General features: G+C 43.9%; 18 protein-coding genes. 17 read left to right on the top strand and 1 reads right to left on the bottom strand.

Annotation, left to right across the window (positions count from 1 at the left end; genetic code table 11):
* The first annotated feature begins 79 nt into the window (after positions 1-79).
* From PCY17_RS05095 to PCY17_RS05025, 15 genes are all read left to right on the top strand, one after another.
* Positions 80-1,507, top strand: a complete 1,428-nt coding sequence (locus PCY17_RS05095; RefSeq protein WP_301392071.1) for a helix-turn-helix domain-containing protein — start codon at positions 80-82, stop codon at positions 1,505-1,507.
* A 156-nt stretch (positions 1,508-1,663) separates the two neighbouring features.
* Positions 1,664-3,172 (top strand): glycerol kinase GlpK, encoded by a 1,509-nt coding sequence (gene glpK / locus PCY17_RS05090; RefSeq protein WP_000076796.1) that lies wholly within the window; start codon positions 1,664-1,666, stop codon positions 3,170-3,172.
* A gap of 51 nt (positions 3,173-3,223) precedes the next feature.
* On the top strand, positions 3,224-5,050 hold the full coding sequence (gene glpO / locus PCY17_RS05085; RefSeq protein ID WP_301392070.1) for a type 1 glycerol-3-phosphate oxidase: 1,827 nt from the start codon (positions 3,224-3,226) through the stop codon (positions 5,048-5,050).
* Between the two features lie 69 nt (positions 5,051-5,119).
* A complete protein-coding gene (locus PCY17_RS05080) occupies positions 5,120-5,824 on the top strand; it encodes an MIP/aquaporin family protein (protein WP_200730234.1) in 705 nt (234 codons plus the stop codon).
* Positions 5,825-6,048: 224 nt separating this feature from the next.
* Entirely contained in the window at positions 6,049-6,180 is a 132-nt protein-coding gene (locus PCY17_RS05075; protein WP_008276434.1) for a teichoic acid D-Ala incorporation-associated protein DltX, read from the top strand.
* Positions 6,181-6,200: 20 nt separating this feature from the next.
* Complete coding sequence (dltA, locus tag PCY17_RS05070) at positions 6,201-7,751, top strand: D-alanine--poly(phosphoribitol) ligase subunit DltA (protein WP_301392069.1); 1,551 nt, start codon at positions 6,201-6,203, stop codon at positions 7,749-7,751.
* A complete protein-coding gene (gene dltB / locus PCY17_RS05065; RefSeq protein ID WP_301392068.1) occupies positions 7,748-8,992 on the top strand; it encodes a D-alanyl-lipoteichoic acid biosynthesis protein DltB in 1,245 nt (414 codons plus the stop codon). The genes dltA and dltB overlap by 4 nt, the downstream gene beginning before the upstream one ends.
* Before the next feature lie 13 nt (positions 8,993-9,005).
* Positions 9,006-9,245, top strand: coding sequence for a D-alanine--poly(phosphoribitol) ligase subunit DltC (gene dltC / locus PCY17_RS05060; protein ID WP_000351972.1), 240 nt, complete (start codon positions 9,006-9,008; stop codon positions 9,243-9,245).
* Positions 9,238-10,506 (top strand): D-alanyl-lipoteichoic acid biosynthesis protein DltD, encoded by a 1,269-nt coding sequence (dltD, locus tag PCY17_RS05055; RefSeq protein WP_301392067.1) that lies wholly within the window; start codon positions 9,238-9,240, stop codon positions 10,504-10,506. Before dltC ends, dltD begins: the two co-directional genes overlap by 8 nt.
* 142 nt (positions 10,507-10,648) lie before the next feature.
* Positions 10,649-12,700, top strand: a complete 2,052-nt coding sequence (nt5e, locus tag PCY17_RS05050; protein ID WP_301392066.1) for a cell surface ecto-5'-nucleotidase Nt5e — start codon at positions 10,649-10,651, stop codon at positions 12,698-12,700.
* 149 nt (positions 12,701-12,849) lie between these two features.
* Positions 12,850-13,290, top strand: a complete 441-nt coding sequence (adcR, locus tag PCY17_RS05045; RefSeq protein ID WP_301392065.1) for a zinc-dependent transcriptional regulator AdcR — start codon at positions 12,850-12,852, stop codon at positions 13,288-13,290.
* Positions 13,290-13,994 (top strand): metal ABC transporter ATP-binding protein, encoded by a 705-nt coding sequence (locus tag PCY17_RS05040; RefSeq protein ID WP_001269482.1) that lies wholly within the window; start codon positions 13,290-13,292, stop codon positions 13,992-13,994. The genes adcR and PCY17_RS05040 overlap by 1 nt, the downstream gene beginning before the upstream one ends.
* Positions 13,987-14,793 carry a metal ABC transporter permease gene (locus PCY17_RS05035; protein ID WP_000950023.1) on the top strand — a complete coding sequence of 269 codons (807 nt, stop codon included), beginning with the start codon at positions 13,987-13,989 and terminating at the stop codon, positions 14,791-14,793. Before PCY17_RS05040 ends, PCY17_RS05035 begins: the two co-directional genes overlap by 8 nt.
* 9 nt (positions 14,794-14,802) lie before the next feature.
* Positions 14,803-16,308, top strand: coding sequence for a zinc ABC transporter substrate-binding protein AdcA (locus tag PCY17_RS05030; protein ID WP_301392064.1), 1,506 nt, complete (start codon positions 14,803-14,805; stop codon positions 16,306-16,308).
* 531 nt (positions 16,309-16,839) lie between these two features.
* The gene (locus tag PCY17_RS05025; protein ID WP_247931513.1) at positions 16,840-18,519 is read left to right on the top strand and encodes an alpha-L-fucosidase; all 1,680 of its coding nucleotides are present in this window, start codon (positions 16,840-16,842) and stop codon (positions 18,517-18,519) included.
* 36 nt (positions 18,520-18,555) lie between these two features.
* On the opposite strand, the gene PCY17_RS05020 is transcribed toward PCY17_RS05025, so the two are convergent.
* On the bottom strand, positions 18,556-20,643 hold the full coding sequence (locus PCY17_RS05020; protein ID WP_301392063.1) for a GH92 family glycosyl hydrolase: 2,088 nt from the start codon (positions 20,641-20,643) through the stop codon (positions 18,556-18,558).
* Between the two features lie 170 nt (positions 20,644-20,813).
* On the opposite strand from PCY17_RS05020, the gene PCY17_RS05015 reads away from it, so the two are divergent.
* Positions 20,814-22,094 carry a glycoside hydrolase family 125 protein gene (locus tag PCY17_RS05015; protein WP_247931463.1) on the top strand — a complete coding sequence of 427 codons (1,281 nt, stop codon included), beginning with the start codon at positions 20,814-20,816 and terminating at the stop codon, positions 22,092-22,094.
* Positions 22,095-22,183: 89 nt separating this feature from the next.
* Positions 22,184-24,829, top strand: a complete 2,646-nt coding sequence (locus tag PCY17_RS05010) for an alpha-mannosidase (RefSeq protein ID WP_301392062.1) — start codon at positions 22,184-22,186, stop codon at positions 24,827-24,829.
* Position 24,830 lies beyond the last annotated feature (1 nt).

The raw sequence follows: 24,830 nt of genomic DNA, 5'->3' as shown, positions 1-24,830 counted from the left end.
AAATAAAATGAGAAACAGATTATTTCAGCATTTGAAAGATTTATGCTATGCTTGAAGGAGAAAATGAAAGGGGTAACAAATGTATTTAGGTGATTTGATGGAAAAAGCCGAATCTGGCCAATTTTTAGTCCTTTCCTTTCTATTACAAGATTCGCAGACAACAGTCAAGGAAGCCATGGAAGAAACAGGTTTTTCAAAGGCGACCTTAACCAAGTATATCTCTCTGATTAACGAAAATGCCTTGGAAAGAGGATTAGAGCTGACCATCCACTTGGAAGATGAAAATCTGCGCTTGTCGATTGGTGCAGCTACCAAGGGGAGAGAGATTCGGAGCTTGTTTCTAGACAATGCCATTAAGTACCAAATTTTGGTTTACCTTCTCTATCACCAACAGTTTCTAGCTCATCAGTTGGCTCAAGAATTGATGATTAGCGAGGCCACGCTTGGTCGCCACTTAGCTAGTCTAAATCAGATTTTGTCAGAGTTTGACTTATCCATCCAAAATGGCCGTTGGCGAGGTCCGGAGCATCAGATTCGCTATTTCTATTTCTGTCTTTTTCGCAAGTTGTGGTCCAGTCAGGAATGGGAAGGACATATGCAGAAGCCAGAGAGAAAGCAGGAGATTGCCAGCTTAGAAGAAATCTGCGGTGCTAGCTTGTCTTCAGGTCAGAAACTGGACTTGGTTCTCTGGGTTCACATCAGTCAACAGCGCCTTCGGGTTAACGCCTGTCAGTTTCAAGTCATAGAAGAAAAAATGCGAGGGTATTTTGACAATATTTTCTACCTTCGTTTGCTGAGAAAGGCTCCGTCCTTTTTTGCTGGGCAACATATCCCTCTAGGAACTGAGGATGGTGAGATGATGGTATTCTTTTCATTTCTCCTTTCCCATCGTATCTTGCCCCTTCATACTATGGAGTATATCCTTGGTTTTGGAGGGCAATTAGCCGATTTGCTGACGCAATTGATTCAAGAGATGAAGAAGGAGGAGCTGCTGGGGGACTACACAGAGGACCATGTCACCTATGAACTCAGCCAGCTTTGTGGTCAAGTTTATCTCTACAAGGGCTATATCTTGCAAGATCAGTACAGATACCAGACAGAGAATCGTCATCCCTATTTGCTGATGGAACATGATTTTAGAGGGACTGCAGAGAGAATTTTTCATGCTATACCTGCCTTTCAGCAGGGGACGGATTTGGATAAGAAAATTCTCTGGGAATGGCTCCAGTTGATAGAGTATATGGCAGAAAATGGTGGCCAACATATGAGGATTGGTCTGGATTTGACATCTGGTTTCCTTGTCTTTTCTAGGATGGCTGCCCTTTTGAAACGGTATTTGGAATACAATCGTTTTATTGCCATTGAAGCCTATGACCCTAGTCGACATTATGATTTGTTAATTACCAACAACCCGATTCATAAGAAGGAACAGACACCAGTTTATTATTTAAAAAATGACTTGGATATCGAGGATTTGGCAAAGATTCGCCAGATGCTCTTTGCATAAAAGGCCTGAATTTTCAGGTCTTTTTTGTGAAATTCGCACAATCTCCTCACATTTTTTTAAAATTTAAAAAAAATTGATGAACAAGAAAGCGCTTTATTTTGTATACTAGTTACTGTAAAGAGGGACCCCCTCAAGATTTTATCAGGAGGACAGCACATGTCACAAGAAAAATACATCATGGCTATTGACCAAGGAACAACCAGTTCTCGTGCCATCATTTTTAACAAAAAAGGAGAAAAGGTCAGCTCTAGTCAAAAAGAGTTCACTCAGATTTTCCCTCAAGCAGGTTGGGTTGAGCACAATGCCAATGAAATTTGGAACTCTGTTCAGTCAGTTATCGCGGGTGCTTTCATCGAAAGTGGTGTGAAACCAAGTCAAATCGAAGCCATCGGGATTACCAACCAGCGTGAAACAACTGTCGTTTGGGATAAGAAAACAGGGCTCCCTATCTACAATGCTATCGTTTGGCAATCACGTCAAACTGCTCCTCTGGCTGAACAACTAAAAAGCCAAGGTTATGTGGAAAAATTCCATGAAAAGACTGGTTTGATTATCGATGCTTACTTCTCTGCTACCAAGGTTCGTTGGATATTGGACCATGTAGAAGGCGCTCAAGAGCGAGCAGAAAAAGGAGAATTGCTCTTTGGTACTATCGATACTTGGTTGGTTTGGAAATTGACTGACGGTGCGGCTCATGTGACGGACTACTCCAATGCAGCTCGTACCATGCTCTATAACATTAAAGAACTCAAATGGGATGATGAGATTTTGGAAATCCTCAACATTCCGAAGGCTATGCTTCCAGAAGTTCGTTCTAACTCTGAAATCTACGGCAAGACTGCTCCATTCCATTTCTACGGTGGAGAAGTACCAATTTCAGGTATGGCTGGGGACCAACAGGCAGCACTCTTTGGTCAGTTGGCCTTTGAACCAGGTATGGTCAAAAATACTTATGGAACAGGTTCTTTCATCATTATGAACACTGGTGAAGAGATGCAGTTGTCTGAAAACAACCTTTTGACAACGATTGGTTACGGAATCAACGGCAAGGTTTACTATGCCTTGGAAGGTTCTATCTTTATTGCAGGAAGTGCTATTCAGTGGCTTCGTGATGGACTTCGCATGGTTGAAAATTCACCAGAGTCTGAAAAATATGCTCTTAATTCTCACAATAATGACGAAGTCTATGTCGTACCTGCCTTTACAGGTCTAGGGGCACCATACTGGAACCAAAATGCTCGTGGTTCGGTCTTTGGCTTAACTCGTGGAACAAGCAAAGAAGACTTTATCAAGGCAACTTTGCAATCTATCGCTTATCAAGTACGTGACATCATTGACACCATGCAAGTGGATGCTCAGACTGCTATTCAAGTCCTCAAAGTCGACGGCGGTGCAGCTATGAACAACTTCCTCATGCAGTTCCAGGCTGACATTTTGGGAATCGATATTGCCCGCGCTAAAAACTTGGAAACAACTGCCCTCGGTGCAGCCTTCCTAGCTGGTTTGGCAGTGGGTTACTGGAAGGATTTGGATGAGTTGAAACTCTTGAACGAGACAGGAGAACTCTTTGAGCCATCCATGAACGAATCGCGCAAGGAACAACTCTACAAGGGCTGGAAGAAGGCTGTGAAAGCAACGCAAGTCTTTGCGGAAATCGATGACTAATAACAACTAATACTGGGAGAATAAAGCGACTCAGTTAGAAAGTGTGTAAATATGGAATTTTCAAAGAAAACACGTGAATTATCAATTAAAAAAATGCAGGAACGCACCCTAGACCTTTTGATTATCGGTGGGGGGATTACAGGAGCTGGTGTAGCTTTGCAGGCGGCAGCCAGTGGTCTTGACACTGGTTTGATTGAAATGCAGGACTTCGCAGAAGGAACATCTAGCCGTTCAACAAAATTGGTTCACGGAGGTCTGCGTTACCTCAAACAATTTGATGTGGAAGTAGTCTCAGATACAGTTTCTGAGCGTGCAGTGGTTCAACAAATCGCTCCACACATTCCAAAACCAGATCCAATGCTCTTGCCAGTTTACGATGAGGATGGAGCGACATTTAGCCTCTTCCGTCTCAAAGTAGCCATGGACTTGTACGACCTTTTGGCAGGTGTTAGCAATACGCCAGCTGCTAACAAGGTCTTGAGCAAGGAAGAAGTCTTGGAACGCCAGCCAAACTTGAAGAAAGAAGGCTTGGTAGGAGGTGGGGTTTATCTTGACTTCCGTAATAACGATGCGCGTCTCGTGATTGAAAACATCAAACGTGCCAACCAAGACGGTGCTCTCATTGCCAACCACGTTAAGGCAGAAGGCTTCCTCTTTGACGAAAGTGGCAAGATTACAGGTGTTGTAGCTCGTGATTTGTTGACAGACCAAGTCTTTGAAATCAAGGCCCGTCTGGTGATTAACACAACAGGTCCTTGGAGCGATAAGGTACGTAATTTGTCAAATAAGGGAACCCAATTCTCACAAATGCGCCCAACTAAGGGAGTTCACTTGGTAGTGGATTCAAGCAAGATCAAGGTTTCACAGCCAGTTTACTTTGATACAGGTTTGGGTGATGGTCGTATGGTCTTTGTACTTCCACGTGAAAACAAGACTTACTTTGGTACAACGGATACAGACTACACAGGCGATTTGGAACATCCAAAAGTGACGCAGGAAGATGTAGATTATCTACTTGGTATTGTCAACAACCGCTTCCTAGAAGCCAATATCACCATTGATGATATCGAAAGTAGCTGGGCTGGTCTTCGTCCATTGATTGCTGGCAACAGTGCCTCTGACTATAATGGCGGAAATAACGGAACCATTAGCGACGAAAGCTTCAATAGCTTGATTGCGACTGTCGAGGCATATCTATCGAAAGAAAAAACGCGTGAAGATGTTGAGTCTGCTGTCAGCAAGCTTGAAAGCAGCACATCTGAGAAGCATTTGGATCCATCTGCAGTTTCGCGTGGTTCGAGCTTGGATCGTGATGATAATGGCCTTTTGACCCTTGCTGGTGGTAAAATCACAGACTACCGTAAGATGGCTGAAGGGGCTATGGAGCGCGTGGTTGATATTCTCAAAGCAGAATTTGACCGTAGCTTTAAACTCATCAACTCTAAGACTTATCCTGTTTCAGGCGGAGAATTGAACCCAGCAAATGTGGACTCAGAAATTGAAGCCTTTGCGCAACTTGGAGTGTCACGTGGCTTGGATAGCAAGGAAGCTCACTATCTCGCAAATCTTTATGGTTCAAATGCACCGAAGGTCTTTGCACTTGCTCACAGTTTGGAACAAGCACCAGGACTCAGCTTGGCAGATACCTTGTCCCTTCACTATGCAATGCGCAATGAGTTGGCTCTTAGCCCAGTTGACTTCCTCCTTCGCCGTACCAACCACATGCTCTTTATGCGTGATAGTTTAGATAGCATCGTTGAGCCGGTTCTGGATGAAATGGGACGATTCTATGACTGGTCAGAAGAAGAAAAAGCAGCCTACCGTGCGGATGTTGAAGCAGCTCTTGCTCAAAACGATTTGGCAGAACTAAAAAATTAAGAAAAACTAGAAGAGAGGGAGGGTAGCATTCCTTGTCGCCCGCCCCTTCTTTTAAATGGAGACAAAGATATGATGAAAGAATTATTTGGAGAATTTTTGGGGACCTTAATCCTCATCCTCCTAGGAAATGGTGTTGTTGCAGGTGTGGTTCTTCCCAAAACCAAGAGCAACAATTCAGGATGGATTGTGATTACTATGGGATGGGGAATTGCTGTAGCCGTTGCGGCCTTTGTATCTGGCACGCTCAGCCCAGCCCACCTAAATCCAGCTGTGACGTTTGCGATGGCCTTAAAAGGAACGCTCTCTTGGGCTTCTGTTTTCCCTTATATCCTAGCCCAATTCGCAGGAGCGATGGTGGCTCAGATTTTGGTTTGGTTGCAATTCAAACCACACTATGAGGCAGAAGAAAATGCAGACAATATCCTAGCAACCTTCAGTACTGGACCAGCAATCAAGAACACAGTATCCAACTTGATCAGCGAAATCCTTGGAACTTTTGTTTTGCTCTTGACAATCTTTGCCTTGGGACTCTATGACCTTCAGGCAGGATTAGGGACCTTTGCAGTGGGAACGTTGATTGTCGGTATCGGTCTTTCACTAGGTGGGACAACGGGTTATGCCTTGAACCCAGCTCGTGACCTTGGACCTCGTATCATGCACAGCATATTGCCAATTCCAAACAAGGGAGATGGGGACTGGTCTTATGCTTGGATTCCTGTTGTAGGACCTATCCTCGGAGCGGCCCTAGCAGTTCTCGTATTTTCACTTTTCTAAGATAAAAGAGTTATTGGCAACAGAGTTTGAGATGGGAATCTCAGGCTCTTTTTTGATGGCCAAAACATTAATATTTTAACTTATCTTAAAATAAGCTAAAACCAATTTTTAAGTTATGGTAAACAGTTGAAAAAAAGGTTGATAAAGTGGTAAAATGTTAGGAAGATAAGATGCTAACAATACATACTGATAGTTAATAGAAACAATATATTAATGGATAGCTTATGAAAAAACAACGAAATTTACATGTATTCTTAGGCCGGACGGCTCTATATTTTGTAATCTTGCTTGGTTTGCTTTATTTTTTTAGTTACCTTGGTCAGAGCCAAGGCACCTTTATTTATAATGAGTTCTAGTTTAAAGGAGAAGAGGAACAGTGTCTAATAAACCGATAAAAGATATGATTGAAACGATTGAGCACTTTGCTCAAACGCAACCAACATATCCTGTCTACAATGTTTTAGGTCAAGAACATACTTATGGTGAACTGAAGGCTGATTCGGATAGTTTGGCTGCAGCTATCGACCAACTAGGCTTGCCTGAGAAATCTCCAGTCGTCGTTTTTGGTGGTCAGGAATATGAGATGTTGGCTACCTTTGTAGCGCTAACTAAGTCGGGACATGCCTATATTCCAATTGATAGCCATTCGGCCTTGGAACGAGTTTCTGCTATCGTAGAAGTTGCAGAACCGAGCTTGATTATTGCTATTTCAGATTTTCCATTAGAGCAGACAAGTATACCAATACTGAATTTAGAGCAAGTCCATGAAGCCTTTGCTCAAGCTTCTAGCTACGAGATGACCCATCCAGTCAAGGGAGATGACAACTACTACATCATCTTTACTTCTGGAACGACTGGTAAGCCAAAGGGAGTGCAGATTTCCCATGACAATCTCCTCAGCTTTACCAACTGGATGATTACAGATAAAGAGTTTGCGACGCCAAGTCGTCCACAAATGCTGGCTCAGCCCCCTTATTCTTTTGACCTATCTGTCATGTACTGGGCACCGACCTTGGCACTTGGTGGCACGCTTTTCGCTCTTCCTTCGGCCATTACTCAGGACTTCAAAAAACTCTTTGCGACGATTTTTTCCTTGCCCATCGCTATCTGGACATCAACACCGTCCTTTGCAGATATGGCTATGTTGTCAGAAGACTTTAACAGTGAGAAAATGCCAGGAATCACGCATTTCTACTTTGATGGAGAAGAATTGACGGTCAAAACAGCTCAAAAACTACGTGAGCGATTTCCAAATGCTCGTATTATCAATGCCTACGGTCCCACAGAAGCGACAGTAGCTTTGTCAGCAGTTGCTGTAACAGACGAGATGTTGGCGACTCTCAAACGCCTGCCAATCGGCTATACCAAGGCGGATTCTCCGACCTTTATCATTGATGAGGAAGGTAAGAAAGTTCCAAATGGTGAACAGGGAGAAATCATCATTTCTGGACCAGCTGTTTCAAAAGGCTATATGAACAATCCTGAAAAAACGGCAGAAGCTTTCTTTGAATTCGAAGGTCTGCCAGCCTACCACACAGGGGATGTAGGAACCATGACAGATGAGGGCTTGCTTCTCTATGGTGGACGAATGGATTTCCAGATTAAGTTTAATGGTTATCGCATTGAGCTTGAAGATGTCTCTCAAAACCTCAACAAGTCTCGCTTTATCGAGTCGGCTGTTGCTGTCCCACGTTATAACAAGGACCACAAGGTACAAAATCTACTGGCCTATGTCATCCTAAAAGACGGTGTCCGTCAGCAGTTTGAGCGTGATATCGATATTACCAAGGCTATCAAGGAAGACTTGGCAGATATCATGATGTCCTATATGATGCCATCGAAATTCCTTTATCGGGACAGCCTACCACTGACTCCTAATGGTAAGATTGACATCAAAGGCTTGATCAATGAGGTAAACAGTCGATGATGGAATTTTTCAAACAGTTTCCTCATTTGGAACCTTATGGGAATCCACAGTATTTTCTATACATCATCGGAGCGACCTTGCCCATCTTTATCGGTCTTTTTTTCAAGAAACGTTTTGCCTTATATGAGGTGCTCGTTAGTCTTTTCTTTATCCTAGCCATGTTGACAGGTGGGAAGACGGATCAAATAAGCGCTCTTATCCTTTATGTTATCTGGCAAGTGCTGCTTGTATCTTTCTACAAAAGGTACAGGAAACAACGGGATAGTAAATGGATATTTTACCTGGTTAGCTTTCTATCCCTATTGCCAATCGTCTTTGTGAAAGTATCTCCTGCTATTCATGGACCTCAATCTTTATTTGGATTTTTAGGGATTTCTTACTTGACCTTTCGTGCAGTTGGGGTTATCGTTGAGTTGAGAGACGGTGTCATCAAGGATTTAACGATTTGGCAATTCTTACGTTTTCTTCTCTTTATGCCGACCTTCTCAAGTGGTCCCATTGATCGTTTTAAACGCTTCAATGAAAATTACGAGACCATTCCTGAGCGGGATGAGCTGATGGATATGCTAGAAGAGGCTGTCAAATATATCATGCTTGGCTTCCTCTACAAGTTTATCTTGGCTCACATTTTAGGAGAGACATTATTGCCTCCGTTGAAAAATTTGGCCTTGCAGACAGGTGGTTTCTTTAACCTCTACGCTTTAGCGGTCATGTACACCTTTGGTCTGGAGCTCTTCTTTGACTTTGCGGGCTACTCTATGTTTGCCTTAGCCATTTCAAACTTGATGGGTATTCATAGTCCTATCAACTTTAACAAGCCCTTTTTGTCAAGGGATTTAAAGGAATTTTGGAATCGTTGGCACATGAGTCTGTCTTTCTGGTTCCGTGACTTTGTCTTTATGCGGATGGTCATGGTGTTGACCAGAAAGAAGGTCTTTAAAAATCGCAATGTCACTTCAAGTGTAGCCTATATTCTCAATATGCTGATTATGGGATTTTGGCATGGTGTGACCTGGTACTACATCGCCTATGGACTTTTTCATGGGATTGGGCTGGTCATCAATGATGCTTGGGTTCGTAAGAAAAAAGCGCTCAATAAAGAACGGAAAAAAGCTGGAAAGGGTTCCTTACCTGAGAATCGCTGGATTCAGTTGCTTGGCATGGTTGTCACCTTCCATGTCGTGATGGTTTCATTCTTAATCTTTTCTGGATTTTTGAATGATTTATGGTTTAAAAAATAAAAGGATATAAAAAATGGATATCAAATCAGAAGTTATTGAAATTATTGATGAGTTGTTTATGGAAGATGTTTCTGACATGATGGATGAAGATCTTTTTGATGCCGGTGTCTTGGATAGCATGGGAACGGTTGAATTGATTGTGGAGATTGAAAACCGTTTTGACATTCGTGTTCCAGTGACGGAGTTCGGTCGTGATGACTGGAATACGGCTAATAAAATCGTAGAAGGTATTACGGAGTTGAAGAATGCTTAAACGCTTGTGGCTGATCTTCGGGCCTATCTTCATTGCTGGATTTTTGGTTCTTCTACTCATCTTTTTTTATCCAGGTACAACAAGCCATAATCTGACGGAGGAGAAATACTCGGCGGCTTCTGTTAGTGCAGAGAGTTTTAAAGAGAGAAGCCAAAAAGTAAGGGCTCTTACGGATCCAAATATGCGTTTTATTCCTTTTCTAGGGTCCAGTGAATGGATTCGATTTGATAGTGTCCATCCAGCTGTTTTAGCGGAAAAATACCATCGTCCCTATCGTCCTTACTTTCTAGGTCAAGCAGGAGCAGCCTCTCTCAATCAATATTTTGGTCTACAGCAAATTTTGCCAGAAATAGAGAATAAGCAGGCTGTATTTGTCATTTCGCCTCAGTGGTTTACGGAGACAGATTATGAACCCGCAGCGTTTCAGAGATTTTTTAACAGTGACCAATTAACAGCTTTTTTGGGAAATCAATCTGGTGACATTGCTGCAAAGCATGCGGCTATTCGATTGTTAAAGCAGAATCCTAATGTTGCATTGAAAGGCATTGTTCAAAAACTGTCAAAGGGTGAAGAATTATCAGATGTTGATCAGGTTGCTATTGATCTTTTTGCGCGATTCAACGAAAAACAATCCGCTCTCTTTGGACAATTCTCCATTCGAGGACAACTCAAGTACAAGGAACACGTGGAGAACTATTTAAAAGATCTTCCGGATCAATTTTCTTATGATGAGTTAGAAAAAATTGTTCGTAAGGACGCAGAAGCAAATACGACCAATAACGATATGGGGATGGAAAATCATTTCTATACGAGAGAGATTCAAAAGGATTTAAAAAAATGGGAAGGGTATCAAAAAAATTACAACTTCCTCAAGTCCTCTGAATACAATGATTTGCAGCTGGTCCTCAATCAATTTGCTAAGTCGAATGTCAATGTGCTCTTTGTCATTCAGCCGGTTAACAAGAAGTGGATGGAGTACACAGGGCTCAGCGAAGAGATGTATCAACATGCAGTGGAGAAAATTCGTTACCAATTAGAAAGTCAGGGTTTTACCAATATTGCTGATTTTTCAAAAAATGGAGGGGACCCTTATTTTGTTAAGGACACCATTCATCTAGGATGGTTAGGTTGGCTGGCTTTTGATAAGGTTGTCAATCCTTTCTTGACGGATCCGAAACCAGCTCCAGACTACAAGATGAATGACCGCTTCTTTAGCAAGGACTGGGCGACCTATGATGGGAACATCAAAGATTTCAAATAAAATGGTCTAAAGGTTTGGGATTTAAACCCAAGCTTTTTTGTTTAAATGGCGAATATTTAAGATGAAAATAGGTCAAAAGTTTCAAAATTTTTAGAAATAGCGTATAATATAAAAGAGAAAAAGAAAAGAAAGGGATTTTAAAATGAACAAACGTTCTTTGTTACCTGTCTTATCGACAGCCCTGTTAGCTCCAGCCTTCTTAGCTGGACAAGTCTATGCTGAAGAAGCAACAACTCCTGCAGAAAGTTCAGCTGTTGTAGCGACTCCAGCTACGTCGGCGACTCCAGCTCCTGTTGAGAGCCCTGCGGTACCGGAAACTTCGGCAACTTCAGAAGCGGTTGTACCTGCAGAAACTCCGTCAGCTCCTGCTGAATCTACCAAAAGCGAAGAAAAGGACACCGTTATCTTACACACCAATGATGTCCATGGTCGTATTGTAGAGGAAAAGGGAGTAATTGGAGATGCCAAGTTAGCGACTGTCATTGAACAGGAGCGTGCGAAGTCAAATCAAAATACTCTGGTAGTTGATGCGGGAGACGCTTTTCAAGGTTTACCGATTTCCAACTCTACTAAGGGTGAAGCGCGTGCTGAAATTCTTAATCAGATGCAGTATGATGCCATGGCAGTAGGAAACCATGAGTTTGACTTTGGTCTTGATGAAGTTAAAAAATACAAGGAAATCTTGAAATTCCCATTACTTAGCTCAAATACCTATGTCAATGGAGCTCGTCTTTTTGAAGCTTCTACAATCGTTGATAAAGATAAGACTGTGGAAGGTGATGAATTTGTTGTAATCGGCGTGACAACACCTGAAACAGCAACCAAAACTCACCCTAAAAATGTCAAAGGGGTAACTTTTACAGATCCAATCTCTGAAGTCAATAAGGTCATCGAAGAAGTTCAAGCCAAGGCTCGTGCAGAAGGTAAGGACTACAAACACTATGTTGTGCTCGCTCACTTGGGTGTAGATACCACAACCCCAGTCGAATGGCGTGGTTCAACTTTGGCAGAAGCCTTGTCTAAAAATCCTCGTTTGAAAGGGAAACGCGTAACAGTAATCGACGGTCACTCTCATACAGTAGAATCAACGACTTATGGCGACAATGTTACCTATAACCAGACAGGAAGCTACCTTCATAATGTAGGGAAAATCACCTACAAATCACGTCAGCTTTTGGGCAATCCAACTCAGATTCCGGCTGCAGATGCTAAAAAATTACCAGCCAATCCAACAGTTGAAAAACTAGTCAAAGACATTAAACAAAAATACGATGCTGAAAATGCAGTTGAGATTGTTTCAAACAGCCCTGTAGAACTAAACGGTGATCGTGAAAATGTTCGAGTTCGTGAAACCAACCTCGGAAACGTCGTGGCAGACTCTCTCTATCAGTATGGTCAAACAGGATTTAGCCATCCGACAGACATCGCTGTGACAAATGGTGGTGGCTTGCGTGAAACCATTGCAAAAGGCAAACCAATCACTAAAGGAAATGTCATTGCCGTTCTTCCATTTGGGAATACCATCTCACAAATCCAAGTGACGGGGCAACAAGTTTTGGATATGTTTGAAAAATCACTCGGATCTATCTTGCAGGTCGATAAGGATGGCAAGAAGGTCTTGGATGAGAACGGGCAACCATTGTTAGAACCAAGTGGTGGTTTCTTGCAAGTTTCAGGTGTGAAGGTCTACTATGATACCAACCTACCATCAGGTAAACGTGTCTTGGCCATCCAGGTCAAAAACCGCACAACTGGTCGTTATGATCTCCTAGACCTCGCAAAAACCTACTATCTTGCAACCAATGATTTCCTAGCTGCAGGTGGCGATGGCTACACGATGTTAGGTGGTGCGCGAGAAGAAGGTCCTTCTATGGATGCAGCCTTTGAAGAGTATCTTAAAACCGCTGATTTGACCCAGTATGAAAAGGTCAATCCGAACTCACGGACGATTTCTGTGGATTCTAAAAACTTTAGTCTACCAGTAGAAACACCTCAAACGAATGCAGCTGCTAGCGATGCGACTACAAATGTGCCATTGACTTATGAGGTGGCAGGTCAATTTAGCAAGAAGGCAGTTGTCTCAGAAAAGGCCCTCCCAAATACAGGAAGTGAACAGTCCATCTTCTTGCTCTTAATGGGAATGGTAGCTGGTTTGGCAGGTATCTTATCGAGCCGAAAACCAAAGCAAAAATAGGTTAAATTTCATATCTAGAAGAGTCTAGGGAAACGTTTTTACGCCTTTTTCCCTTGACTCTTTTTTGGTTTATGATATAATTAACCAGTAAAGAATCGGTGGCTATCTATGTTTTTTTACGAAAAAGATAGCTAGGGAAGGAGTAACACATGAGACAGCTTGCGCAGGAAATCGATAACTTTTTAAACGAGGTGATCTTGAGATCTGAGAACCAGCATGAAATTCTGATCGGGCATTGCACAAGTGACGTAGCCTTGACCAATACTCAGGAACACATCCTCATGCTCCTGTCAGAAGAATCCTTAACCAACTCGGAGTTGGCTCGTCGTCTCAATGTCAGTCAGGCGGCAGTGACCAAGGCTATCAAGTCTTTAGTCAAAGAGGGTATGTTAGAGACATCCAGAGATCCAAAGGATGCGCGTGTGATTTTTTACCAACTGACAGAGCTAGCTCGACCAGTAGCGGCGGAGCATCATCACCACCATGAGCACACGCTCTCAGCCTATGAACAAGTAGCAAATCAGTTTACTCCAGATGAACAAGAAGTTATCCAGCGGTTTTTAACTGCTTTAGTAGGAGAAATCAAATAATGAGGTATATTACAGTAGAGGACTTGTCTTTCTATTATGACAAAGAACCTGTCCTTGAGCATATCAACTATAGTGTTGATAGTGGGGAGTTTGTCACTCTGACTGGTGAAAATGGGGCTGCCAAGACGACTCTTATCAAGGCTAGTCTGGGCATCTTGCAACCAAGATTTGGCAAGGTAACCATCTCAAAGACAAATACTCATGGGAAAAAGCTTAGGATCGCTTATCTTCCCCAGCAGATAGCTAGTTTTAATGCTGGCTTTCCGAGTACGGTTTATGAATTTGTCAAGTCGGGTCGCTATCCTAGAAAGGGCTGGTTCCGTCGCTTGAATGCTCATGATGAGGAACATATCAAGGCCAGTCTAGACTCGGTTGGTATGTGGGAACACCGTGACAAACGAATTGGGTCCCTCTCGGGGGGGCAAAAGCAACGAGCAGTGATTGCCCGTATGTTTGCTTCTGACCCAGATATCTTCGTCTTGGATGAGCCGACGACAGGGATGGATGCTGGAAGCAAAAATGAATTTTACGAACTCATGCACCATAGTGCCCACCATCATGGCAAGGCTGTTTTGATGATTACCCATGATCCTGAGGAAGTCAAGGACTATGCGGATCGCAATATTCATCTAGTTCGTAACCAAGATTCGCCATGGCGTTGTTTTAACGTTCACGAAAGCGACCAGGAGGTGGACCATGCTTAGTTTGTTATCTTATGATTTCATGCAGCGTGCCTTCTTGGCGGTCATTGCCATGAGTCTCTTTTCACCAGTTCTTGGGACCTTCCTTATCTTACGTCGTCAGAGTTTGATGAGTGATACCCTCAGTCACGTTTCTCTGTCAGGGGTAGCCTTTGGTCTGGTTTTGGGAATTTCTCCAACTATTTCAACCATCGCTATTGTCTTAATCGCTGCGGTCTTTCTAGAGTATCTCCGGACAGTCTATAAGAACTTTATGGAAATCGGGACTGCCATCCTCATGTCAACAGGACTTGCAGTGTCTCTTATCGTGATGAGTAAGGGGAAAAGTTCGAGCTCCATGAGTTTGGACCAATATCTCTTTGGTTCGATTGTGACCATTAGCCAGGAGCAGGTGATATTTCTCTTTGCCATTGCGGCGGTCGTTTTGCTATTGACTTTCTTGTTCTTGCGACCAATGTATATCCTGACCTTTGATGAGGACACGGCCTTTGTGGATGGCTTGCCAGTTCGTACCATGTCCATCCTCTTTAACATGGTGACAGGGGTGGCCATTGCCCTTATGATTCCAGCTGCAGGAGCTCTTCTGGTATCGACCATTATGGTCTTGCCAGCTAGTATTGCCCTTCGTCTGGGGAAAAACTTCAAATCCGTTATGTTACTAGCCAGCGCTATTGGCTTTTTGGGAATGGTGGCAGGACTTTATATTTCCTACTATGCGGAAACCCCTGCTAGCGCTAGTATCACCATTATCTTTGTAGCTGTCTTTTTGTTAGTCAGTCTACTGAAACGTTTTATCAAATAGGAGAATGAAATGAAAAAAATTAGCTTACTACTGGCTAGTCTATGTGCTCTGTTTTTAGTGGCTTGTTCCAATCAAAAACAGGCAAATGGGAAACTCAATATCGTGACAACCTTTTACCCTGTCTACGAATTTACCAAGCAAGTCGCAGGAGATACTGCTAATGTAGAACTTCTAATCGGTGCTGGTACAGAACCCCATGAGTACGAACCGTCTGCCAAGGCAGTTGCCAAAATCCAAGACGCAGATACCTTTGTCTATGAAAATGAAAATATGGAAACTTGGGTTCCAAAATTGTTAGAATCCTTGGATAAGAAAAAAGTGAAAACCATCAAGGCAACAGGTGATATGCTCCTCTTGCCAGGTGGTGAGGAAGAAGAGGAAGGGCATGATCATGGCGGTGAGGGTCACCATCACGACTACGATCCCCACGTTTGGCTTTCACCAGCACGCGCCATCAAACTGGTAGAGCATATCCGTGACAGCTTGTCAGCAGATTATCCTGATAAAAAAGAGACTTTTGAGAAGAATGCGGCTGCCTATATTGAAAAATTGCAAGCATTGGACAAGGCCTACACAGATGGCTTGTCTCAAGCTAAACAAAAGAGCTTTGTGACCCAGCACGCTGCCTTTAACTACCTTGCCTTGGACTACGGTCTCAAGCAAGTATCTATCTCAGGTCTCTCACCAGATGCAGAACCATCAGCAGCACGTTTGGCAGAATTGACAGAGTATATCAAGAAAAACAAGATTTCTTATATCTACTTTGAAGAAAATGCCTCACAAGCCCTCGCCAATACACTTTCAAAAGAAACAGGTGTCAAACTAGACGTGCTCAATCCGCTAGAAAGTCTAACAGAAGAAGCAACCAAGGCCGGTGAGGATTATATCTCTGTGATGGAGAAAAACCTCAAGGCTTTGAAACAAACAACGGACCAAGAAGGACCAGAAATCGAGCCAGAGAAGGAAGAAAACACTAAGACAGTTCACAACGGTTACTTTGAGGATGCAGATGTCAAAGATCGTACCTTGAGTGACTATGTTGGCAACTGGCAGTCAGTTTATCCTTTCCTTGAGGATGGAACCTTTGATCAAGTCTTTGACTACAAGGCTAAGTTGACTGGTAAGATGACCAAGGATGAGTATAAGGCTTACTATAGAAAAGGCTATCAGACAGATGTGACTAAGATCAACATCTCGGACAACACTATGGAATTTGTTCAAGGTGGTCAAAGCAAGAAATTCACCTATAAGTATGTCGGCAAGAAAATCTTGACTTATAAGAAAGGCAATCGTGGCGTGCGCTTCCTCTTTGAAGCGACAGATGCGGATGCTGGACAGTTCAAGTACGTTCAGTTTAGTGACCACAATATCGCCCCAGTCAAGGCAGAACATTTCCATATCTTCTTTGGAGGTACTAGCCAAGAAGCCCTCTTTGAAGAGATGGATAACTGGCCAACCTACTACCCAGATAACCTATCTGGTCAAGAAATCGCCCAAGAAATGTTGGCGCATTGATGCAAGAGAGAATCCCGCAAATCTGCGGGATTTTTTGCTAGAAACGATTATCTGAGTAGGTTGTGGGCGCTATAGTACTACAGCTGTGCTGTTCACAATGTGATAAAGAGGTCATTTTCTACTGGCTGATTCTCACTAGCTGGCGAATGCAAAAGCTACGATTGTACAAATTATAGAATCTTTTCAGGGGATTTAGGAAGGGAGCTTAGTCATATTGACGCTGCTATCGCTTTTTGTTATAGTCAAGGAGAGAGCGGTCTGGAACACTAGTTTATTCACAGTCTGTGGATAAGTCTAGGGGAAAATGACATATAACTCAGGGTGTTGAAGCACCCTGATACTAGTTCCGTACATTAGTAACTTGCTAGAGAGCTAGTAGAAACCCTAGTACAGAGCTGTTTGACAAAGGTCTGTTTAGGGTGAAGGCCTCTAAGTCTAAGAGCTGGATTTTGGAGAAACTAGTTTTTAGGCATGTTTTCTTATCCACAAGTTGTGGATAATTTTGTGAACAAGAGAAAGAGATGTGAGATGATGACGAACATAAAACCGCATGGACCATTACCAAGTCAGGCCCAGCTGGATTATTTAGAGGATGAACTAGCTGCCTTTATCCATTTTGGTCCCAATACCTTTTATGACCAGGAATGGGGAAGTGGGCAAGAGGATCCTATGCGTTTTAACCCGACTAAGTTGGATGCGCGTGAATGGGTTCGAGTGCTTAAAGAAACGGGTTTTAAAAAGCTGATTTTGGTGGTGAAGCACCACGATGGCTTTGTTCTCTACCCGACAGCCCATACAGACTATTCGGTCAAGGCTAGCCCTTGGAGGGATGGAAAAGGGGACTTGCTCCTTGAGGTTTCCAAAGCTGTAACTGAGTTTGACATGGATATGGGAGTGTATTTGTCTCCTTGGGATACTCACAGTCCCCTCTATCACGTGGAGCGAGAAGCGGCTTACAATGCCTACTATCTGGCTCAATTGAAGGAAATCTTGTCAAATCCTGCCTATGGGAATGCCGGTAAGTTCACTGAGGTGTGGATGGATGGTGCTCGAGGCGAAGGGGCCCAGAAGATCAACTATAAGTTTGAGACCTGGTTTGAAACCATTCGTGACTTGCAGGGCGATTGTTTGACTTTCTCAACTGAGGGAACTAGTATCCGCTGGATTGGAAATGAACGGGGCTATGCAGGGGATCCCTTGTGGCAAAAAGTCAAGCCAGACCAGCTAGGAACAGAAGCGGAATTAGATTATCTACAGCACGGAGACCCCTTTGGGACGCTATTTTCCATCGGTGAGGCAGATGTTTCTCTTCGGCCAGGCTGGTTTTACCATGAGGATCAGGATCCCAAGTCTCTCGAGGAGTTGGTCGAAATCTACTTTCACTCGGTAGGGCGGGGAACTCCACTCTTGCTTAATATCCCACCGAACCAAGATGGCCTCTTTGATGAGAAGGATATCCAGCGTCTCTATGAATTTGCTACCTATCGTGACGAGCTCTATAAAGAAGATTTGGCTTTGGGAGGCAAGGTATCTGGCCCTGCTCTATCACCAGACTTTGCTTGTCATCATCTGATAGATGGACTAGAGACTAGTTCTTGGGCAAGTGATGCAGAGTTGCCAATCCAATTAGAGCTCGATTTAGGATCTCCTAAAACTTTTGATGTGATCGAGCTGAGAGAAGATTTGAAGTTGGGGCAACGCATCGCTGCTTTCCATGTTCAGGTAGAGTTGGATGGTGCCTGGCAGGAGTTTGGCTCTGGTTATACTGTTGGCTACAAACGTCTCTTACGAGGATCAGTCGTTGAGGCGCAGAAGATACGCGTGACCATTACAGAGGCACAGGCTTTGCCTTTGTTGACCAAGATTTCACTCTATAAAACACCTACCTTGTCGAAAAAAGAAACTGTTCAGCAACTAGAGTTTTCAGAAAAAATTCTCGCTGTGACCAAGGGAGAAAATGTCCACTTTACAGTGAAGCGCATAGAATCTAGCAGTCCTTTAGAAGCTAAGATTTCGATTCAACCAGGGACGGGTGTGCATGGTGTCGCTTATCGGGACGAGATTCAAGTCCTTGCGTTTCAAGTTGGCGAGATTGAAAAAAGGCTGACGATACCAACCTTGTATTTTGTAGGAGATAAAAGCTTAGATTTTTATCTGAATTTGACGGTAGATGGTCAGCTTGTTGACCAGCTTCAGGTCCAAGTTTCATAAAAGAAGAACCTTTGCGCGATGCAAAGGTTCTTTTGGTTATGAGTGATTTGGCAACCAGCTAAGTGTAAAGGTCAGTTGCTCAGCTTTCAAGAGGTCTTGGTGTTGAAGGCTAGATACTATGTTCTTGTCCAATCGGCATTCTTTGACAAAGTTGAAATGGCTGTGGTTTTGCTCGGCATGGATATCCAGCCATTTATTTTCCTTAGCCAGGTAGATACGGAGGTGATCAAAGAGAGGGATTCCGAGGTCGTAACTGGGTTTTCCTGGACAGGTCGGATAGAATCCGAGAGCTGACCAGATATACCAAGCAGAGAGACTGCCATTGTCCTCATCGCCAGGATAGGCTTGCCAGCTGGGGTGAAAGGCTTTCTGACGTATCGACTTGATGAGTAGAGCAGTGTAGTCTGGATAGTTGCTATAGCGAAAGAGATATGGAATGTGGAAGCTAGGCTGGTTGGAAATGGCGATTTGCCCAAAAGGAGCGGTAGCCATCTCGCTCATCTCGTGAATCTCGTAACCATAGCCAGTCGTCTCAAAGAGAGGAGCGTCCTGACAGGCTTTCAAAAGATAATTGCTGAAGGCTTCTTTTCCACCCATAAGCTGGATTAAGCCTGGGATGTCATGGAGGACGCCTAAAGTCGCTTGAATGGCAGAGCATTCGGCGTAGTCGCGTCCCCAACTATAGGGAGAGAAGTCAGGGCGGAAGTTGCCTTGGCTGTCTCGCGCACGCATGTAACCTGTCTTAGCGTCAAATAGATGGCGGTAATTTTGAGACGCAGTTCTATAAGTTTCCGCGATGTCATTCTGACCAAGCTTTTCGGCACAGCTAGCGATACAAAAGTCACTATAGGCGTAGTCTAGAGTGTGGCTGACGCTTTCGTGGTGGTCGGTAGAGAGGTAGCCAAGCTCTTGGTATTGGGTTAGTCCGTGGCGACCATTGATGCCGAGAGGGTCGGACTTGCTGGCTGTTTCAAGCATGGCCTGGAGGAGTTCTTCTTCTAGGTCGGGGGCCATGTCCTTGCAGGCGCTATCTGCGATAATGCCATCTAAAAGGGTACCAGGCATCATACCCCGTTCGTCTGGAGCTAGCCATTTTGGAAGGAATCCAGTATCGCGGTAGCTATTGAGAAAGCCTTCTAAAAAGAGACGATAGTGTTCCGGTATGATAAGGGCAAAGAGGGGAAATGTGGTGCGGAAGGTATCCCAGAAACCATTGTTGCTAAAGAGGACACCGGGCTTGACAGTACCAGTAGTCATATCCATGTGGATGGCTTGCCCTGATTCATCAACCTCATAAAAAGTCTGTGGGAAGAGGAAGAGTCTGTAAAGGCAGTGGTCAAAGAAGGTCCGGTCGGTTTCCCCTGTCTCCACGATATCAAAACGGTGGAGGAGATTTTCCCAGTCTGCTTGGGCATTTGCTTTACAGCTATCAAAGTCCGTTTGAGGTAGATTAAGCAGCGCTTGAGAAGGAGAAATAAAGGAAGTTGCTAGTTGAATCTCGGCTTGACTGCTTGCTAAGTCAATTCGCCAGTCTCCACCTTCTTGGCTGACAGCAAGGATATCTGTATTCATTTGCAGGGAAGTAAAGAGTATCAGTGGATTTTTGTTGGTCTCTGTTTTGCCTTCTTGTCTTAGGGCCAGAGTCCGCTTATCTACCTGCTCAACTGTTAGGTCATCTGCTGTATGAAGATAGAGCGAGAGGGCTTTGCCTTGCTTTTGCTCCAAACGAATAGAAGCGCCGTAGCAAGTCGGTGTGAGCTGGGTTTCAATCTGATAGCGTAGGGAGAAAATATTCAGATAATGAGGTTGGAAAGAGGCCTTATCTATGTCATAGGAAGACTGACGATGGAAGAGGCTGTCTCCACCTAGTTGGCCTGTGACAGGTGTCAAAAGGAGCCAAGAGTAGTCCCCAATCCAAGGGCTGGGCTGGTGGGTTAATCGAATCCCCTGAAAGATAGGCAGATGCGGATCGAAAAACCAAGCTCCTTCCTGGTCACTGGTCTGGGGTACAAAGTAATTCATCCCAAAAGGAACGCCTGCGTAAGGCAGGGTATTTCCACGAGAAAAGGCATGCTTACTGGCAGTTCCAAAGCGGGTATCGATGGTTTCAAGTAGTGGTTTCATAGTCTTTCCTTTAGCTGTTTTTCTACATTATATCAGAAAAATGAGACCTTTAGATATGGGGTTCGAAAGTAAGCAATTTTGTAGAAAAATGACTATCATTTGTGTATGTATTTTCTGTCTCAAAAACTATATACTGAACATGAAACTTGTTTGAAAGAGGAAACTGCACGATGATTTATTCGAAAGAAATTGTTAGAGAATGGCTGGATGAAGTAGCAGAGCGGGCTAAGGACCATCCGGAGTGGGTGGATGTCTTTGAGCGTTGCTATACTGACACCTTGGACAATACGGTTGAGATCCTAGAAGATGGTTCAACCTTTGTACTCACAGGAGATATTCCTGCCATGTGGCTTCGGGATTCGACTGCCCAACTCAGACCCTACCTTCATGTGGCTAAAAGAGATCCTCTCCTGCGTCAGACCATTGCAGGTTTGGTTAAGCGTCAGATGACCTTGGTGCTCAAGGATCCTTATGCCAATTCCTTTAACATTGAGGAAAACTGGAGGGGTCACCACGAGACTGACCATACCGACCTTAATGGCTGGATTTGGGAACGCAAGTATGAGGTGGACTCGCTTTGCTATCCTTTGCAGTTGGCTTATCTCCTTTGGAAAGAGACTGGCGAGACCAGTCAGTTTGATGAGACTTTTGTCGCAGCGACCAAGGAAATCCTTCACCTATGGACAGTGGAGCAAGACCACAAGAATTCTCCTTATCGTTTTGTCCGTGATACGGACCGCAAGGAAGACACCTTGGTAAATGATGGCTTTGGACCTGACTTTGCGGTGACAGGTATGACTTGGTCAGCCTTTCGACCGAGTGATGATTGCTGTCAGTATAGCTATTTGATTCCATCCAATATGTTTGCAGTCGTTGTCTTGGGTTATGTCCAAGAAATCTTTGCAGAACTAGATCTAGCTGATAGCCAAAACATCATCGCAGACGCTAAACGTCTGCAAGCAGAGATTCAAGAAGGAATCGAAAACTACGCTTATACCTCCAACAGCAAGGGTGAAAAGATTTACGCCTTTGAAGTGGATGGTCTAGGAAATGCTAGCATCATGGATGATCCAAACGTACCAAGTTTGTTGGCTGCGCCTTATCTGGGTTATTGCGACATTGAAGACGAAGTGTATCAAGCCACTCGTCGCACCATTCTCAGCCCTGAAAATCCCTACTTCTATGAAGGAGAGTACGCAAGTGGACTCGGAAGTTCCCATACCTTCTATCGCTATATCTGGCCCATTGCCCTATCTATCCAAGGTTTGACAACAAGAGATAAGGCAGAGAAGAAATTCTTACTCGATCAGCTGGTTGCCTGCGATGGTGGCACAGGTGTCATGCATGAAAGCTTCCACGTGGACGACCCAACGCTTTACTCACGTGAATGGTTTTCTTGGGCCAACATGATGTTCTGTGAATTAGTCTTGGATTACCTGGATATTCGTTAAGGAGCGCGCTTTAGTTTCACCGATTCGTGTCAGAATCACACCTTTACATTTAAAACGTTAAAATTTAAATTTAGAATGAGGTTTAACTCATGGAAAATGTTGTTGTACATATTATCTCACATAGTCACTGGGATCGTGAGTGGTACTTGCCTTTTGAAAGCCACCGGATGCAGTTGGTGGAATTGTTTGACAATCTTTTTGATCTCTTTGAAAATGACCCTGAGTTCAAGAGCTTCCACTTGGATGGCCAAACCATTGTCCTTGATGACTATTTGGAAATTCGCCCTGAAAATCGTGACAAAGTCCAAGGTTACATCGACCAAGGCAAACTCAAAATTGGTCCCTTTTACATCTTGCAGGATGATTACTTGATTTCCAGCGAAGCCAATGTTCGCAATACCTTGATTGGTCAAGCAGAATGTGCAAAATGGGGCAAATCCACTCAGATTGGTTACTTCCCAGATACCTTTGGAAATATGGGACAAGCGCCTCAAATCCTTCAAAAATCAGGCATTCACGTGGCAGCCTTTGGGCGTGGTGTGAAGCCGATTGGATTTGACAACCAAGTCCTCGAAGATGAGCAGTTTACTTCTCAGTTTTCAGAAATGTACTGGCAGGGCGCTGATGGAAGTCGTGTCCTCGGTATCCTCTTCGCCAACTGGTACAGTAACGGGAATGAAATCCCTGTTGATAAGGATGAGGCCCTTGCCTTTTGGAAACAAAAATTGTCAGACGTGCGTGACTACGCTTCGACCAACCAATGGTTGATGATGAACGGATGTGACCACCAGCCTGTACAGCGAAATCTGAGCGAAGCCATTCGTGTAGCAAATGAACTCTTCCCAGATGTGACCTTTGTGCATAGTTCCTTTGATGACTATATCCACGCAGTAGAAAGTGCTCTGCCTGAGCAACTATCTACGGTTACAGGTGAGTTGACCAGTCAAGAAACAGACGGTTGGTATACACTTGCTAACACTTCTTCATCCCGTATTTACCTCAAACAAGCTTTCCAAGAAAATAGCAACCTCCTAGAACAAGTAGTGGAGCCATTGACTGTCATCACTGGTGGGCACAACCATAAGGACCAGTTGACCTATGCTTGGAAAGTCCTTCTACAAAATGCGCCACATGATAGTATCTGTGGCTGTAGTGTGGACGAGGTTCACCGTGAGATGGAAACACGTTTTGCCAAGGTCAACCAAGTCGGAAATTTCATTAAGACCAATCTTCTCAATGAGTGGAAGGGCAAAATCGCAACTCATGAAGCCCAAAGCGACTATCTCTTTACCGTCATTAACACAGGCTTGCATGACAAGGTTGATACAGTCAGCACCGTGATTGATGTGGCGACTTGTGATTTCAAAGAATTGCACCCAACAGAAGGCTATAAGAAGATGGCAGCCTTGACCTTGCCAAACTACCGTGTCGAAGACTTAGAAGGGCATGCTGTAGAAGCGAAAATCGAAGATCTGGGAGCTAACTTTGAGTATGATTTGCCAAAAGATAAGTTCCGTCAGGCTCGCATCGCTCGACAAGTGCGCGTGACAGTACCGGTTCATCTGGCACCACTTTCTTGGACAACTTTCCAATTGCTCGAAGGAGAACAAGAACACCGTGACGGTATTTACCAAAACGGAGTGATCGATACGCCATTTGTAACGGTCAGTGTGGATGATACTATCACAGTCTACGACAAGACAACTCATGAAGCTTATGAAGATGTTATTCGCTTTGAAGACCGTGGTGATATCGGAAATGAGTATATCTACTTCCAACCAAAAGGAACAGAGCCTATCTACGCAGAACTCAAAGGCTGTGAAGTCTTGGAAAATACAGCTCGTTTTGCCAAGATTTTGCTCAAGCATGAATTGACAATTCCAGTAAGTGCAGACGAAAAACTGGATGCGGAACAAAGAGGAATCATCGAGTTTATGACGCGTGAAGCTGGGCGCTCAGAAGAATTGACAACCCTTCCTATGGAAACAGAGATGACCGTCTTTGTTGACAATCCACAAATTCGTTTCAAGACTCGCTTTACTAACACAGCCAAGGACCACCGTATCCGTCTCTTGGTTAAGACTCATAATACGCGTCCAAGCAATGATACGGAAAGCATTTATGAGGTGGTGACACGACCAAACAAACCAGCTGCTTCTTGGGAAAATCCTGAAAATCCTCAACACCAACAAGCCTTCGTCAGTCTGTATGATGATGAAAAAGGGGTGACAGTGGCTAATAAAGGATTGCACGAGTATGAAATCCTTGGAGACGATACCATTGCCGTGACCATTCTTCGTGCCTCAGGTGAGTTAGGTGACTGGGGTTACTTCCCAACACCAGAGGCTCAGTGCTTGCGTGAGTTTGAAGTCGAGTTTGCACTTGAGTGCCACCAAGCAGGGGAACGCTTCTCAGCCTTCCGTCGTGCCAAAGCCTTCCAAACACCATTTACTAGTCTTCAGCTTACTAAACAAGAAGGAAGTGTGGCAGCGACTGGTAGCCTCTTGAGCCATGCGGCGCTCAGCTTGCCACAAGTCTGCCCGACAGCCTTTAAGGTAGCTGAAAATGAAGAAGGATATGTACTTCGTTACTACAATATGAGCCAAGAAAATGTGCGCATATCTGAACACCAACAAACCATTCTTGACTTACTTGAGCGACCATATCCAGTTCATTCAGGACTATTAGCGCCACAAGAAATTCGTACAGAATTGATCAAAAAAGAAGAAATTTAAC

It is taken from the genome of Streptococcus sp. SO2 (genome assembly GCF_030440025.1).
The sequence above is the reverse complement of the archived record's forward strand: the minus strand, read 5'-3'. Positions and strand labels throughout refer to the sequence as shown.